The following is a 14,448-nucleotide window of genomic DNA, read 5'->3' on the forward strand; positions in this document are numbered from 1 at the left end:
AAAGAATTATCCTGGCGGCGATAGTGCGGTGGAACCACCTGACACCATACCGAACTCAGAAGTGAAACGCTGTAATGCCGATGGTAGTGTGGGGCTTCCCCATGTGAGAGTAGGGCACCGCCAGGTTACTAAATACAAAGCTAAATTAAATAAAAACAGAAGAACCCCAGTTGAACTACTGGGGTTTTTGTTTTTTGGAATTTACTCATTATTTAATCAAATAAGAGTCTGATTTTAATTTTCAATAAATAAGTGATTTTTCAACTCATATGAAGTCACGTCCTATAAATGTTTTATTAGCTGTGCTACAATCCCGCTAAAATTCTATCCTTAAAACAAGAGAAATTATGACCGCACTTAATGTTTTAATTTATCCTGATGATCACTTAAAGGTTGTTTGTGAGCCTGTTACTGAAGTTAATGATGCAATTCGTAAAATTGTTGATGATATGTTTGATACGATGTATCAAGAGGAAGGTATTGGTTTAGCTGCACCTCAAGTAGATATTTTGCAACGTATTATTACTATTGATGTTGAAGGTGATAAAAAAAATCAGCTTGTCTTGATTAATCCTGAAATTTTGGCTTCTGAAGGCGAAACTGGAATTGAAGAGGGGTGTTTATCCATTCCAGGGTTCCGTGCGTTGGTTACTCGTAAAGAAAAAGTGAAAGTGAGAGCGTTAGATCGTGATGGTAAAGAATTTACTTTAGATGCTGATGGTTTGCTTGCGATATGTATTCAACACGAAATTGATCATTTAAATGGAATTTTATTTGTTGATTATCTTTCTCCACTTAAACGCCAACGTATTAAAGAAAAATTGGTGAAATATAAAAAACAAATTGCGAAACAATAAGCTTCTTATTCTTAATTAAAGTGCGGTTGATTTTAACCGCACTTTTTCCTATCAATCACCATAACGTAGAACATTATGAAATCACTTAATATTATTTTTGCTGGTACGCCAGATTTTGCTGCACAGCATTTACAAGCCATTCTAAATTCTCAACATAACGTGATCGCTGTTTATACTCAACCAGATAAACCAGCTGGTCGCGGTAAAAAATTGCAAGCAAGCCCAGTCAAGCAACTTGCAGAGCAAAATAACATTCCCGTTTATCAACCTAAATCCTTACGTAAAGAAGAGGCTCAGTTTGAACTAAAAGCGTTAAATGCAGATGTAATGGTTGTTGTCGCTTATGGATTAATTTTACCGAAAGCTGTATTAGACGCCCCTCGTTTAGGTTGTTTGAATGTGCATGGTTCTATTCTTCCCCGTTGGAGAGGAGCTGCACCCATTCAGCGCTCAATTTGGGCTGGTGATGCACAAACTGGCGTAACTATTATGCAAATGGATGAGGGTTTAGATACAGGTGATATGTTACACAAAGTTTATTGTGATATTTTACCGACTGAAACTTCAACAAGTCTTTATAACAAACTGGCAGAGCTTGCTCCATCGGCATTAATCGATGTTTTAGATAATCTTGAAAACGGTAAATTTATAGCCGAAAAACAAGATGACAGTCAAAGCAATTATGCAGAAAAGCTTTCTAAAGAAGAGGCGCAATTAGATTGGTCACTTTCTGCAATGCAACTTGAGCGTAATATTCGTGCTTTTAATCCTTGGCCGATTGCTTATTTTTCAACAGAAGATAAGGATGGCAATGCACAAACTTTAAAAGTATATCAAGCGGAAGTGTTTCCTCATCAAGATAAACCAGCGGGAACTATTTTAAGTGCGGACAAAAATGGCATTCAAATTGCGACTGTTGATGGCGTCTTAAATTTATTGCAATTGCAACCTGCAGGTAAAAAGCCTATGTCTGCACAAGATTTATTAAATGGCCGTGCAGAATGGTTTACTATTGGTAAGATGCTTGCATAATGAAAAAATTTTCTTCTAAAACTATCAACGTAAAAAATTCAGTAAAAATGACCGCACTTTCGACCAGAGCTATTGCAGCAAACTTAATTTTGCAAGTATTGGATGAGGGCAAATCCTTGTCGGCGTTAATTCCAGAAGTGCAATCTTCTGTTAAAGCCCAAGATTTGCCCTTGTTACAAGAAATTTGTTTTGGCGTGTGTCGCGTATTGCCTCGCTTAGAGCAAATTATCAAACGTCTTGTGGATAAACCGCTTAAAGGTAAAACTCGCATTGTTCATTGCCTGTTGCTTGTAGGGTTATACCAATTGCTTTACATGAGAGTGCCTGCTCATGCGGCAGTTGATGAAGTTGTGAACGCAACAAAATCATTAAAATCTGATAGTTTTAGAGGATTAGTGAATGCGGTTTTGCGTAGATTTTTACGTGAGCAAGATGAAATTTTGGCAATTATTGATAAAAATTGGCAAACGCTTCACCCTGAATGGTTCGTGAATAAATTAAAAAAAGCCTATCCGAATTGGCGTGAGATCATTGAGGCGAACAATCAGAAACCACCAATGTGGCTACGTGTGAATTCACAAAAAAACTCACTCGAAACTTACCGCACTTTACTTGAAGAACAAGGTGTTTCTTCGAAAACAAGCCATCATCCTAATGCGCTGTGTTTAGATATACCGATTGCTGTGCAAAAATTACCGCACTTTGAAGAAGGAGCTGTAACAGTACAAGATTTAAGTGCACAGTGGGCAGCAACGTTGCTTGAGCCAAAAAATGAGGAGTGGATCCTCGATGCTTGCGCGGCACCGGGCGGTAAGACGACCCATATTTTGGAACTGGCACCTCAAGCTAATGTGATTGCATTAGATGTAGAAGCGCATCGCTTAAAACGAGTGGAAGAAAATCTTGCACGTTTAAATCAGCAAGCGATAGTGGTGTGTGGTGATGCGAGTAAACCTAACGAATGGTTAGATGAAATCGGTAAAAGTGCGGTGAAATTTGACCGAATTTTACTTGATGCTCCTTGTTCTGCTACAGGGGTGATTCGTCGCCACCCCGATATAAAATGGTTACGCAAAGAAGCCGATATCGCTCAGCTCGTTGAATTACAGAAGAAAATTCTGAGTGCGCTTTGGGAAAAACTTAAGGAAAATGGTGTTTTGCTTTATGCGACTTGTTCTGTATTGCCAGAAGAAAATTGCGAACAAATCCAAGCATTTTTAAATGCTCACGCGGATGCAGAGTTATTGTCATTACCTTTTGGTGATGATACAAGTGCGGTGGGTTTTCAATTCATTCCGCAACCAAATGGTGGTGATGGGTTCTATTATGCGAAGTTACGTAAATGTGCTTAGAGGCTAAAATGTTTGCCAATATTGATGTAATTATTCCTTGCTATAATGCAGAACAAACGCTATCTCGTGCAGTGCAGTCCGTATTGTCTCAAACTTATTTGGGGAAAATTTGGTTGATTGATGATGGCTCTAAAGATAACACGTTAGCTTTAGCGCAAGAATGGGCAACACAATATCCGGAAAAGATAGTTGTCGAGTCTATGTCGAGAAATAGCGGGGTGGCGAAAACGCGCAATTGGGGTGCTTTGCAATCAAGTAATGAATTTATTGCTTTTTTAGACGCTGATGATGCTTATGAACAGGGCGCATTAGAAGTTGCTGCGGCGACTTTTCATTTTCAATCAGATACCTCAGTGGTACGTTTAGCATTAAAACCGATTGATTTGCCCGCGCGCTACGCTGAACATCCTAATTTTGAGTTTGCATGGCAACATATGCGAATGACCTGTGGTGGGAGCATGGTTTTTCGTCGAGCTTTTTTCTTGGCGTGTGGCGGTTTTCCACAAGATGAATTATTTCGTCAATTAGGCGGTGAAGATGGTGCACTTGGTATTGCGACAACTAAGATAGCTAAAGTTGCAACGCTATTTAATGATGTTGGGGTACTTCATTACTGCAGAGATGGAATGCATGCAGAACGGCTATTGGATGCGATTTTATTCCAAAAATCGCCACAGGAGATTACTGAAGAACAAATGGCGCAGGCTAATGGGGTGACAGATGAAATTTGTCGTCAAATTAACGCATTAAAGTGCGGTCTAAATTCATCAGAAATAGGCATTCGTCCTCTTGTATTAGAACGAACGGAGTAAGCGATGAAAATTATTATTTTGGGCGCAGGTCAGGTAGGAACAACGCTTGCCGAAAATTTGGTTAGTGAAGATAACGATATCACACTAGTTGATAATGAGTCCCCACAGTTACAAGCTTTACAAGAAAAGCATGATTTGCGTGTGGTGCAAGGCTCTCCATCATCACCAAAAGTGCTTCGCGATGCAGGTGCGGCCGATGCCGACTTAATGGTTGCCGTAACAGCTTCTGATGAAATCAATATGGTAGCCTGCCAAATGGGCTATACATTATTTAATACACCAATTCGTATTGCCCGTATTCGTAATTCAGAATATTTACGTGAAAAAGATAAGTTATTCAATGATGAGAATGTACCTATTGATCATTTGATTTCGCCTGAAAATCTTGTGACAGATGAAATTACACGCTTAATTGCTTATCCAGGGGCATTACAAGTTGCCTATTTTGCTAATAATCGTATTAGCATGGTTGTGGTAAGAGCTTATTATGGTGGTCCTTTGGTTGGATATGCGCTTTCCGCATTTCGTGAACATATGCCACATATTGATTGTCGTATTATGTCTATTTTGCGTAACGGCAAACCGATTCGTCCGCAGGGTTCTACTATTGTTGAAGCCGGTGATGAAATTACTTTTATTTGTGCAACTGAGCATATAAAAGCAGTAATGAGCGAACTTCAACGCTTAGAAAAACCTTATAAACGCGTAATGATTGTTGGGGGCGGAAATGTTGCTGCTGGCGTAGCGAAATGTTTGGAAAATGTTTGTACCGTAAAATTAATTGAGCGTGATGAAGAACGGGCTAATTTGCTAGCTGAAAAACTTTCAAAAACCTTGGTTTTTTATGGTGATGCGTCTGATCAAAATTTATTGTTTGAAGAGCATATTGAAAATGTCGATGTGTTCCTTTCATTGAGTAGTGATGATGAGGCGAATATTATGTCCGCTTTATTGGCAAAACGTTTGGGAGCCAAGAAAGCAATGGTGCTGATTCAACGAATTGCCTATATAAACCTGATTCAAGGTGGAAGTATTGATATTGTAGTTTCACCACAGCAAGCGACAATTTCTGCTTTACTTGGGCATGTTCGTAAAGGGGATGTGAAAAATGTGGCTACATTACGACATGGTATTGCTGAGGCTATTGAAATTGTCGCGCATGGTGATGAAAGCACCTCCAATGTGGTCGGGCGCAAAATAGGCGAGTTGCGTTTGCCTATGGGAACCATTATTGGTGCTTTATTGCGTGGTAATGATGTAATTGTTGCACGACGCCAAGTTGTGATTGAAGAAGGCGATCATGTGGTGATTTATTTGAGTGATAAGAAGAATGTGCCTGAAATTGAAAAATTGTTCCAGCCAAGTGCATTCTTCATTTAACGATTTATTTACTTTTAAGAGCGACTCATTATAATAGGCGCTCTTTTATTCAATCTCTAAAGGAAAAATTATTATGAGTTTTATTAAAGAATTTCGCGAATTTGCAATGCGCGGTAATGTTGTAGATATGGCTGTCGGTGTGATTATCGGCGGTGCGTTTGGTAAGATCGTAAGTTCACTTGTTAGTGATATTTTTATGCCTGTGCTTGGTATTTTAACAGGTGGCATTGATTTCAAAGATATGAAATTTGTATTAGCTCAAGCACAAGGTGATGTTCCAGCTGTTACTTTAAACTACGGTGTATTTATTCAGAATGTGATTGATTTCATTATTATTGCTTTTGCAATCTTTATGATGATTAAGGCACTTAATAAAGTGAGAAAACCTGAAGAGAAAAAAGCAGGTCCTACATCAGAAGATTTGCTCACAGAAATTCGCGATTTATTAAAAAATAAATAATGAAATTGAAAAATAAAGGTTGGTAAATATGCCAACCTTTTTTTATTGTTATTTTTTAGGCTATAATCGCCCCCTAAAATTTAAGGAATTAAAAATGGAAAAATATAATAAACTCCGTATTGAATGGGATTGCCGCCGAGGAATGTTGGAGTTGGATAAAATCATTATGCCTTTTTATTTGAAGCATTTTGATGAATTAACAGATGACAAAAAAGATATATTTATTCGTTTATTAGCAAGTACAGATCTGCAGCTGTTTTCTTGGTTTTTTAATCGTGGTCAATCATCAGATTCAGAAATTCAATCTATGGTGGAATATATCCAAAACGTACAAAAAATCACAACTAATTAAAATTATTAAGATACGTATGAACTTTTTTCACACACTTGTGTCTGAGATTGCAACAAGAGCTTGCTGTCTTGAATATTAAGGCGTGTTAGATATTGGCATAGGAGAAATATGGCTGAACAGCTAACAGATCAGGCTTTGGTAGAAAGAGTGCAGCAAGGGGATAAGAAAGCCTTCAATTTGTTGGTTTCTCGTTATCAGAATAAAGTGGCGGGGCTTTTGACTCGCTATGTATCACGTAACGATATTCCTGATGTGGTGCAAGAATCCTTTATAAAGGCTTATCGCTCAATTGAATCTTTTCGTGGCGAAAGTGCTTTCTATACATGGCTTTATCGAATTGCCGTCAATACGGCAAAAAATTATTTAACGGCTCAAGGGCGTCGTCCACCTAATGAAGATATTTTAGCTGAGGATGCTGAAAATTATGATGTGGGTACGCACTTGCGGGATGTAGATACCCCTGAAAATGAAATGTTATCTAGTGAACTTGAACGAATCGTGTTTAGTACGATTCACAGTTTGCCAGAAGATCTAAAAACAGCAATCACCTTGCGAGAGCTAGAAGGTTTGAGCTATGAAGAGATTGCAGAAATTATGGATTGCCCTGTTGGTACTGTTCGTTCTCGTATTTTCCGCGCAAGGGAAATTATTGAGAATAAAATTCAACCACTGATGCAACGCGAATAAAAAAGTCGGAGTTTACTATGCAAAAAGAGCAACTTTCAGCCTATATGGATGGCGAACAAGTCGAAGCTGGCTTGACAGATGCTTTATTGAAAGACGAAGAATTACAAGAATCTTGGCAGGCATTCCATGCTGTACGTGCAGTGATGCGTAAAGAAAGCGTTTTGTTTCTAGGGGCTGATTTTACCGCTAAAATGGCAGGTTTAATTGAATCTGAAGAAGTGAAGAAAGTCGATGTCATTGCCGTGTCTCAACCTGAACCAGAAGATGCACATAATTCTGCATTTATGCAAAAATTAAAAGCGTTCTTTGCGCCAATGACGCAAGTTGCGGTTGCTGCTGGTGTATGTTTAGTGGCGGTACTTGGTGTTCAATCTTTCAATAATAAAAACGAAGCGTCTAATTTACCTGAGACTCCAGTATTGCAAACCTTGCCATTTAATAATGCGGTTCAAGAGGTTAGCTACAATGCGCCGAGCAAAGATACATTGACATCAGAGCAGCTTGAACAAAAAAGTCGCCGTATTGGTGCGATGTTACAGAACTATGAATTACAACGTCGTATGAATGCAGATGCATTAAATGTAAGTAGTAATAGTCAAAAATAATATGGATTAGCCCTGTGCATTTATGTTAATTCACCACCTAATATACTATTTAGTGTGGTGAATTTTTATCCTTTAAATTTAATGTTTATGAAAAAAATCGCGTTAAAACTCACCGCACTTTCTCTTTCTTTTCTATTTAGTAACATTACTTCAGCTGAAGAGCTTTCTGCGAAGCAGTCTTTAGATAAAATGACACAAGCATTGGATAATCTCAATTATGAGCTTGCCTTTGTTCAAACAACCCCATCAAATATGGATTCCTTTCGCTATCGTCATATTAAGAAAGATAATAAAACTTATGCGCAATTAGTGACGCTTGATGGGCGTCAACAAGAAATTATTCAACGTGATAATTTAGTCAGTTATTTTCAGCCAAATACTCAAGCATTTACGCTTAATAGTGGCAATATTGTCGATGCAATGCCGGCTGTTGTTCGCGCTGATTTTGATAAACTTTCTTCAGTTTATGATTTTATAAAAATAGGAAAAGATCGAGTGGCTGGGCGTTTTGCTGACACGATTCGTATCGTCCCTAAAGATGATTTCCGATATCAATATTTAGTGTTTGTCGATGAAGAAAATGGTTTATTATTACGCGGTGATATGCTTGATAGTGAGGGTAAATTACTTGATCAGTTTAGAGTTGTAACGCTTTATATCGACGATAGACTAAGAGGGTTGACGGAGTATATTAATAAAGTCTCAATGCCCCCTTTGTTGAAAGAAAGTAAAAATGAACAAAGTTCAGATATAACTTGGTCTGCAGGTTGGTTGCCACAAGGTTTTTCTTTAATTCGATATACTCAAGAAACATTAGAAAATGAAGTGATAGATAGTGCGCTATATAGCGATGGTTTGTTTACTTTTACACTATTTGTTTCTAACGCAGGTTCTAATGTTTTGCCAGAAAATACTTGGAAGCAAGGGGCATATACGATTTATAGTGAAGTGAATGGTGGAAAAGAAATTACTTTTATCGGGCAATTGCCCATAGCTGCAGCTAAGCGTATTGTACAAGAAGTTAAATTTCGATAATAAGTGCGGTGATTTTTCACCGCACTTTTGTTTTTAAAGATTAGTGTAATTTTAATCTTGGTTTTAAATAACGATTAAGTTTATCAACCAGAATAATCAATCCAATTTTAATGCAACCATGTAAAGCATGTTGATGCATTCTATATAAGGATACATAGGCAAATTGTGCAAATTTACCTTGAACGGTAAGTGGATTTTTTCCAAATTTATTCGAAATACTGCCTAATGCAGTAAAGCTCGAGAGAGAAACCAAGGTGCCTTTATCATTATATTTAAATGCTTTTAATGGTTTTTGCTCAAAAAGTGCAAAGATATTTTTTGCACAAGCTTTTGCCATTTGATGTGCGGCTTGAGCTCTTGGCGGGACTAATTTACCGTTTGGTTGCATTAATGCTGCACAGTCGCCAATGGCGAAAATGCTGTCATCCACAGTGGTTTGGAGAGTATCTTTTACCACTAATTGATTGATACGGTTAAGCTCTAATCCATCGAATTGCTGTGTCACCGTTGAGGTGCGAACACCTGCTGCCCACACAATCAGATCAGCTTTGATTTCTTCGTCATCTTTGGTGATGAGCGTGTTTGGTTGGGCTTCCGTGATCATCGTGTTTAATTTCACGTTCGCGCCCATTTCTTGCAATTCCTCTAATACTGCAGCGGATAAATCTTCGGGTAATGCTGGCAGTAAGCGAGGTCCTGCTTCAACGAGTGTGACTTGTAAACATGAGTTATCAATCTTGCCATAGCCGTAAGAAGATAAATCTTCCGTAGCATGATAAAGCTCAGCTGTTAATTCCACACCAGTTGCTCCACCACCGACAATGGCAATATTCACTTTATTTTCATCCACTAATTTTTGTTTAAATTCTTCTTCACCAATATCATCTAAAGCACGGTTTTCAGAGAATTTAAGGAATAATTCCAACATTTTTTGCTGAAAGCGCAATGCTTGATCTGAGCTGTCTAAGAAAATACAGTTATCTGCCACACCTTTTGTGTTGAAATCATTTGATTTGCTACCGATTGCAACCACTAAGTAATCATAAGGAATTCGGCGAGCAATGACGAGCATATCGCCTTCTTGCCCATAAACAGGGGCGAGTTCAACATATTTTTGTTCACGATTAATACGAGTGATTGAACCCTGTTCAAAACTGAAATGGTGATTTTTACCATGTGCGCGATAGCTAAGAGAATCCATGCCATCATCCATCACACCCGTAGCTATTTCATGTAATAATGGTTTCCACAAATGGGTCGTATTGCGATCCACAAGCGTCACTTTAGCCTGTTCTTTTCGACCTAATTTGTCGCCTAAAAATGTCGCTAATTCAATGCCGCCAGCCCCCCCGCCAACGATCACGACGTTTTTCATAATGTACTCCTAAAAGCAAAATTGTTAAAAATGTTAAACTGCTGTAATGATAGCATAACAAATAAACAAGAAGAAAAAATTTAATGGAAATGACCGCATTTCATTGATGGCAGCGATCGTAAAGCGGTTGTAATTGTTGGATGGTTTGGGTGATAAATAAAATGGGATCGATTTGACTTAGTTGATCTTTTTCAATACTTTTCCCAATACACCAAAAATCTTCTTCTGAGCGTAAAATGAGATCGTTTTTAGTCATTTGTTTTACTTGGCGAAAATCATCATATTCACTTTCACCCTCTCGCCAAATATCAAAATCAGCAAATTGTTTGAAATCAAATTGATCAAGCCAATAATTATATTGTTGCACATTAATTTGTGAGCGATCGGCACGATAGCAGTGCCAATCCAAGCACACTCTTAATCGACGGCGATTTAAGAGCACGGAAAAAATGGCTGCAGAATTTTGGTTAAACTCGTATTTAAAATAAGCGAAGAAATGGGCGCGTACCTGCCAGCCATTGGTCCAGCTTTCAATATGCGGTTTTGCAAAAGGTGTGCCAAGCTGCTTTGCGACTTCTTGGATAATAGCTTTCCAGTTATCCCAATGTAATTTGTAATCAGCTTTAATTGCCGGAATATCTTCCGGGCAGAATTTCTTCATTTGGGCGAATTGATAGAAAGGAATATTGAACAGTTCGCAAGATTCAGCATTGAGCGAGAGCATGGCGTTTCCTTAAAAATCACTGTAATTTTTGACCGCACTTTGCGTGAAGATCTGTCTGTCTTCCCAACGCAACAGGCTCATCCGATTATTCCACACACATCCTGTATCCAAGGCATAAATACCTGGTGGAGTAGGCTCATCCACTAAACTTGCCCAATGCCCAAAGATAATGGGAATTTGTTTATAAAGTGGGTTATCTAAATTAAACCAAGGCGTGAGTTCAGCTGGTGCATCTTTTAAAGGGGATTTACAGGCAAAATCAAAACGATGATCTAAATAGCAAAAACGCATTCGAGTAAAAGCATTAATGATGTAACGATGACGCGCTAAGCCCTGTAAATCTGGCGACCAGCGATCAGGCTGTTCAGAATACATATTTTCAATGAGATAATGAAAATCACCGTGTTGCAAAATCTGTTCAACTTCAGCTGCACAAGATTTCGCAGTTTTCAAATCCCAATCAGGCGAAATACCAGCATGCGCCATCAGGAAGTTTAATTCTTCATTGTGTACAAGTAATGGCTGATGACGTAACCAATGAATCAGTTCATCAAAATCGGGCGCATTAAAAATGGCACCAACACGATCACGTGGTTTCACTTTTTTAATACCCAGTGCAGTCGCAATTAAGTGTAAATCGTGATTGCCTAGTACAGTTTGTGCTGCATTGCCAAGTGATTTTACGAAACGAAGGCATTCAAGTGATTTATCCCCACGGGCCACAAGATCTCCCACAAGATAAAGTTTATCTTGCGTAGGATTGAAATCTACACTCTCTAATAAAAGCTGTAATTCATCATAACAGCCTTGCAAGTCGCCGACGAAATAGGTTGCCATTTTTGACCGCTCTTTTACTCTTCTGAATCTAAGATTTCATCTTTATTAATATCAGCAGGAGGATTATCCGCCAACCAGTTTGCTAAGCGGGCATAATCTGCGATAGCCAAATTTTCTGCACGTGCATTTAAATCAATACCAAGTGCGGTCAGATTTTCAGGTGAAAATAATGTTGAGAGCGCATTGCGCAGTGTTTTACGGCGTTGATTAAACGCTTGGGAGCACACGCGGTTCAGCCAATATAAATCTTTTACAGGGTGCGGCAATTCTTTATGAGGAATTAAACGCACAACAGCTGAATCCACTTTCGGTGCAGGTTTGAAGGCAGAAGGTGGCACTTCAAGTACAGGCATCACTTGGCAGAAGTATTGCGCCATAATGGTTAAACGGCCATAGGCTTTACTATTTGGTCCTGCACATAAGCGTTTCACCACTTCTTTTTGCAGCATGAAGTGCATATCTTGAATCACATCATGATACTTAAACAAGTGGAACATCAATGGGGTAGAAATGTTGTAAGGTAAGTTACCAAACACACGTAATTTTTGCCCTTTTTCTGCTAAATTTTCTTTTGTATAAAGTTCACCAAAATCAAATTGCATCGCATCCGTTTCAATAACGGTTAGCTTTTGATGTAAAAATGGATGGTGACGTAAACGTTCTGCTAAGTCTCGGTCAAGCTCTACTACAGTCAGATGATCGACAAGTTCACCAACAGGCTCTGTTAATGCCCCCAGCCCAGGACCAATTTCCACTAAGAATTGATTGGGGTGAGGGTAAATTGCCGCCACGATACCTTGAATTACAGAGGTATCATGTAAAAAGTTTTGACCAAAGCGTTTACGCGCCGTATGGCCTAAGTGTTTTTTTGAATTCATATATTATCTTCTTTTATAAGAGTGCGGTTATTATAGGGCTTGTTTTGGCTTTGTAAATCATTGTTAACTTATGCTAAATTGAGTTTTTTATGAACAATATTATTTTTTCTTTCGTAGAAAGCCAAAAACGGCTATAATCCGCCCGTTTTTCTTAACTTTTCCGCCTAAAGTGCGGATAAAAAATCGATTATTTTTAGAGGATACAATGGCGAAAGAAGATTGCATTGAAATGCAAGGCACAATTTTAGAGACTTTACCGAATACTATGTTCCGCGTGGAGTTAGAAAACGGTCACGTGGTTACTGCACATATTTCTGGAAAAATGCGTAAAAATTATATCCGTATTTTGACTGGGGATAAAGTGACTGTAGAAATGACTCCTTATGATTTAAGTAAAGGTCGTATTATTTTCCGCAGTCGTTAATCGCAGAAGACTTGAGATAGGCCGATATTGTTATAATATCGGCCTTCTTTTTTGTTCAAAAAGAACTCAAACTGGTTGCGGAACGTAAAAAAATCGGTATAATCCGCAACCCTTAGCCACATTGAATTTTTCGTTCCTTGCCTTTGCAGATTGGTGGCTGATCTACGTCAAAGGCTGATTAACCCGTAAGGAGCAGTAATGCGTCACTACGAAATCGTGTTTATGGTTCATCCGGACCAAAGCGAGCAAGTACCAGGTATGATCGAACGCTACACCGGTTCTGTAAAAGAAGCTGGTGGTCAAGTTCATCGCCTAGAAGATTGGGGACGTCGCCAATTAGCGTACCCAATTAATAAATTACACAAAGCACACTATGTGCTTATGAATGTAGAAGCGCCTCAACAAGTCATCGACGAGCTAGAAACGACTTTCCGTTATAACGATGCTGTATTACGCAGTCTTGTTATCCATACTAAGCACGCCGTAACAGAAGCGTCCCCAATGAAAGCGGCTAAAGAAGAACGTAAACCTTTAGCTGAAGTTGAAAACAACGATTTTGAGGATGCTGAAGAGTAATTTGAAAATTGATAATCGTTTTTCGGTTATGGGAATCGTTTCTCAGTTGCCAAAGCGATTAAAGAGCCCTAGTGGAATTGAGCATTGCAAGTTTTTGTTAGAACATCGTTCTGATCAGATTGAAGGTGGTTTCACACGTCAAGCTTGGTTAAAGATGCCAGTTCAAATTAGTGGTAATCAATTGATAGAAAAAACTCAAAGCATTACGGTCGGTAGTAAAATTTTGGTGGTGGGATTTATTACATCACATAAAACCCAAAGTGGGTTATGCCAATTAGTTTTACATGCCGAGCAAATCGAATTTATAGATTAGGAGACTAGCCAAATGGCACGTTATTTCCGTCGTCGTAAGTTCTGCCGTTTCACAGCGGAAAATGTTGTTGAAATCGATTACAAAGATATCGCTACATTAAAGAACTATATTTCAGAAAGCGGCAAAATTGTACCTAGCCGTATTACCGGTACTCGTGCGAAGTACCAACGTCAATTAGCACGTGCAATCAAACGCGCTCGCTATTTAGCGTTACTTCCATACACTGACAATCATCAGTAATTAAGGAGATACGGTAATGCAAGTAATTCTTTTAGATAAAATTGTTCACTTAGGTCAAGTGGGCGATCAAGTAAATGTTAAATCAGGTTTTGCGCGTAACTTCTTAATCCCACAAGGTAAAGCAGTTATGGCAACTAAAGCTAACATTGAACACTTTGAAGCACGTCGTGCAGAATTAGAAGCGGCAGCAGCAGCAAATCTTGCAGCAGCTCAAGCTCGTGCAGCAGAAGTTACTGCATTAGGTTCTGTGACTATCGCATCTAAAGCAGGTGATGAAGGTCGTTTATTCGGCGCAATCACTACTCGTGATGTGGCAGAAGCAGTAACTGCAGCAGGCGTTAAAATTGCGAAAAGTGAAGTTCGTTTACCAAACGGTCCAATCCGTACTCTTGGTGACCACGATGTTCGTTTCCAACTTCACGGTGAAGTATTTGCAACATTAGATGTAATCGTTGTTGCAGAATAATTTGTCAGATAGGCAAAATAAAACCCGGTCTTAGATCGGGTTT

General features: G+C 38.8%; 19 protein-coding genes and 1 rRNA gene. 16 read left to right on the top strand and 4 right to left on the bottom strand.

Annotation, left to right across the window (positions count from 1 at the left end):
• Positions 1-10 precede the first annotated feature (10 nt).
• The 11 genes from rrf to rseB all read left to right on the top strand — a co-directional run bounded on the left by rrf (position 11) and on the right by rseB (position 8,572).
• Positions 11-126, top strand: a 5S ribosomal RNA gene (gene rrf, locus KP712_RS07955).
• 221 nt (positions 127-347) lie between these two features.
• On the top strand, positions 348-857 hold the full coding sequence (def, locus tag KP712_RS07960; protein ID WP_111407923.1) for a peptide deformylase: 510 nt from the start codon (positions 348-350) through the stop codon (positions 855-857).
• Positions 858-932: 75 nt separating this feature from the next.
• The gene (gene fmt / locus KP712_RS07965; protein WP_111407922.1) at positions 933-1,889 is read left to right on the top strand and encodes a methionyl-tRNA formyltransferase; all 957 of its coding nucleotides are present in this window, start codon (positions 933-935) and stop codon (positions 1,887-1,889) included.
• Positions 1,889-3,241, top strand: coding sequence for a 16S rRNA (cytosine(967)-C(5))-methyltransferase RsmB (gene rsmB, locus KP712_RS07970; RefSeq protein WP_048952875.1), 1,353 nt, complete (start codon positions 1,889-1,891; stop codon positions 3,239-3,241). The genes fmt and rsmB overlap by 1 nt, the downstream gene beginning before the upstream one ends.
• 8 nt (positions 3,242-3,249) lie before the next feature.
• Positions 3,250-4,053 carry a glycosyltransferase family A protein gene (locus KP712_RS07975; RefSeq protein ID WP_048952909.1) on the top strand — a complete coding sequence of 268 codons (804 nt, stop codon included), beginning with the start codon at positions 3,250-3,252 and terminating at the stop codon, positions 4,051-4,053.
• Positions 4,054-4,056: 3 nt separating this feature from the next.
• On the top strand, positions 4,057-5,433 hold the full coding sequence (gene trkA / locus KP712_RS07980; protein ID WP_140450255.1) for a Trk system potassium transporter TrkA: 1,377 nt from the start codon (positions 4,057-4,059) through the stop codon (positions 5,431-5,433).
• Between the two features lie 73 nt (positions 5,434-5,506).
• Positions 5,507-5,893 (top strand): large-conductance mechanosensitive channel protein MscL, encoded by a 387-nt coding sequence (gene mscL / locus KP712_RS07985; protein WP_005630888.1) that lies wholly within the window; start codon positions 5,507-5,509, stop codon positions 5,891-5,893.
• Between the two features lie 94 nt (positions 5,894-5,987).
• Positions 5,988-6,245, top strand: coding sequence for a succinate dehydrogenase assembly factor 2 (locus tag KP712_RS07990; protein ID WP_005643996.1), 258 nt, complete (start codon positions 5,988-5,990; stop codon positions 6,243-6,245).
• A gap of 108 nt (positions 6,246-6,353) precedes the next feature.
• The gene (rpoE, locus tag KP712_RS07995) at positions 6,354-6,932 is read left to right on the top strand and encodes an RNA polymerase sigma factor RpoE (protein WP_005627595.1); all 579 of its coding nucleotides are present in this window, start codon (positions 6,354-6,356) and stop codon (positions 6,930-6,932) included.
• A 17-nt stretch (positions 6,933-6,949) separates the two neighbouring features.
• Positions 6,950-7,537 carry a sigma-E factor negative regulatory protein gene (locus KP712_RS08000; RefSeq protein ID WP_009500401.1) on the top strand — a complete coding sequence of 196 codons (588 nt, stop codon included), beginning with the start codon at positions 6,950-6,952 and terminating at the stop codon, positions 7,535-7,537.
• Between the two features lie 87 nt (positions 7,538-7,624).
• Positions 7,625-8,572 carry a sigma-E factor regulatory protein RseB gene (gene rseB, locus KP712_RS08005; RefSeq protein WP_032803392.1) on the top strand — a complete coding sequence of 316 codons (948 nt, stop codon included), beginning with the start codon at positions 7,625-7,627 and terminating at the stop codon, positions 8,570-8,572.
• A gap of 40 nt (positions 8,573-8,612) precedes the next feature.
• On the opposite strand, the gene KP712_RS08010 is transcribed toward rseB, so the two are convergent.
• The 4 genes from KP712_RS08010 to rsmA form a co-directional block, all read right to left on the bottom strand.
• The gene (locus KP712_RS08010; RefSeq protein ID WP_111407920.1) at positions 8,613-9,947 is read right to left on the bottom strand and encodes an NAD(P)/FAD-dependent oxidoreductase; all 1,335 of its coding nucleotides are present in this window, start codon (positions 9,945-9,947) and stop codon (positions 8,613-8,615) included.
• A gap of 100 nt (positions 9,948-10,047) precedes the next feature.
• Entirely contained in the window at positions 10,048-10,671 is a 624-nt protein-coding gene (locus tag KP712_RS08015) for a glucose-6-phosphate 1-dehydrogenase family protein (RefSeq protein ID WP_111407919.1), read from the bottom strand.
• A 9-nt stretch (positions 10,672-10,680) separates the two neighbouring features.
• Positions 10,681-11,508 carry a bis(5'-nucleosyl)-tetraphosphatase (symmetrical) ApaH gene (gene apaH, locus KP712_RS08020; protein WP_111407918.1) on the bottom strand — a complete coding sequence of 276 codons (828 nt, stop codon included), beginning with the start codon at positions 11,506-11,508 and terminating at the stop codon, positions 10,681-10,683.
• Positions 11,509-11,522: 14 nt separating this feature from the next.
• Positions 11,523-12,386: a 16S rRNA (adenine(1518)-N(6)/adenine(1519)-N(6))-dimethyltransferase RsmA gene (rsmA, locus tag KP712_RS08025; protein ID WP_111407917.1), complete on the bottom strand. Its 864-nt coding sequence runs from the start codon at positions 12,384-12,386 to the stop codon at positions 11,523-11,525.
• A 205-nt stretch (positions 12,387-12,591) separates the two neighbouring features.
• Between rsmA and infA the strand changes: the two genes are divergently transcribed.
• The 5 genes from infA to rplI all read left to right on the top strand — a co-directional run bounded on the left by infA (position 12,592) and on the right by rplI (position 14,405).
• Complete coding sequence (gene infA / locus KP712_RS08030) at positions 12,592-12,810, top strand: translation initiation factor IF-1 (RefSeq protein WP_005627617.1); 219 nt, start codon at positions 12,592-12,594, stop codon at positions 12,808-12,810.
• A 198-nt stretch (positions 12,811-13,008) separates the two neighbouring features.
• A complete protein-coding gene (rpsF, locus tag KP712_RS08035; RefSeq protein WP_005627620.1) occupies positions 13,009-13,386 on the top strand; it encodes a 30S ribosomal protein S6 in 378 nt (125 codons plus the stop codon).
• On the top strand, positions 13,373-13,699 hold the full coding sequence (gene priB / locus KP712_RS08040; RefSeq protein WP_065264930.1) for a primosomal replication protein N: 327 nt from the start codon (positions 13,373-13,375) through the stop codon (positions 13,697-13,699). Before rpsF ends, priB begins: the two co-directional genes overlap by 14 nt.
• A 12-nt stretch (positions 13,700-13,711) precedes the next feature.
• Positions 13,712-13,939, top strand: a complete 228-nt coding sequence (rpsR, locus tag KP712_RS08045) for a 30S ribosomal protein S18 (RefSeq protein ID WP_005598105.1) — start codon at positions 13,712-13,714, stop codon at positions 13,937-13,939.
• 16 nt (positions 13,940-13,955) lie between these two features.
• Complete coding sequence (gene rplI / locus KP712_RS08050; protein WP_005627626.1) at positions 13,956-14,405, top strand: 50S ribosomal protein L9; 450 nt, start codon at positions 13,956-13,958, stop codon at positions 14,403-14,405.
• Positions 14,406-14,448 lie beyond the last annotated feature (43 nt).

The sequence above is a fragment of the Haemophilus sp. SZY H68 genome (assembly GCF_018829685.1).
Lineage (GTDB): Bacteria > Pseudomonadota > Gammaproteobacteria > Enterobacterales > Pasteurellaceae > Haemophilus > Haemophilus haemolyticus_K.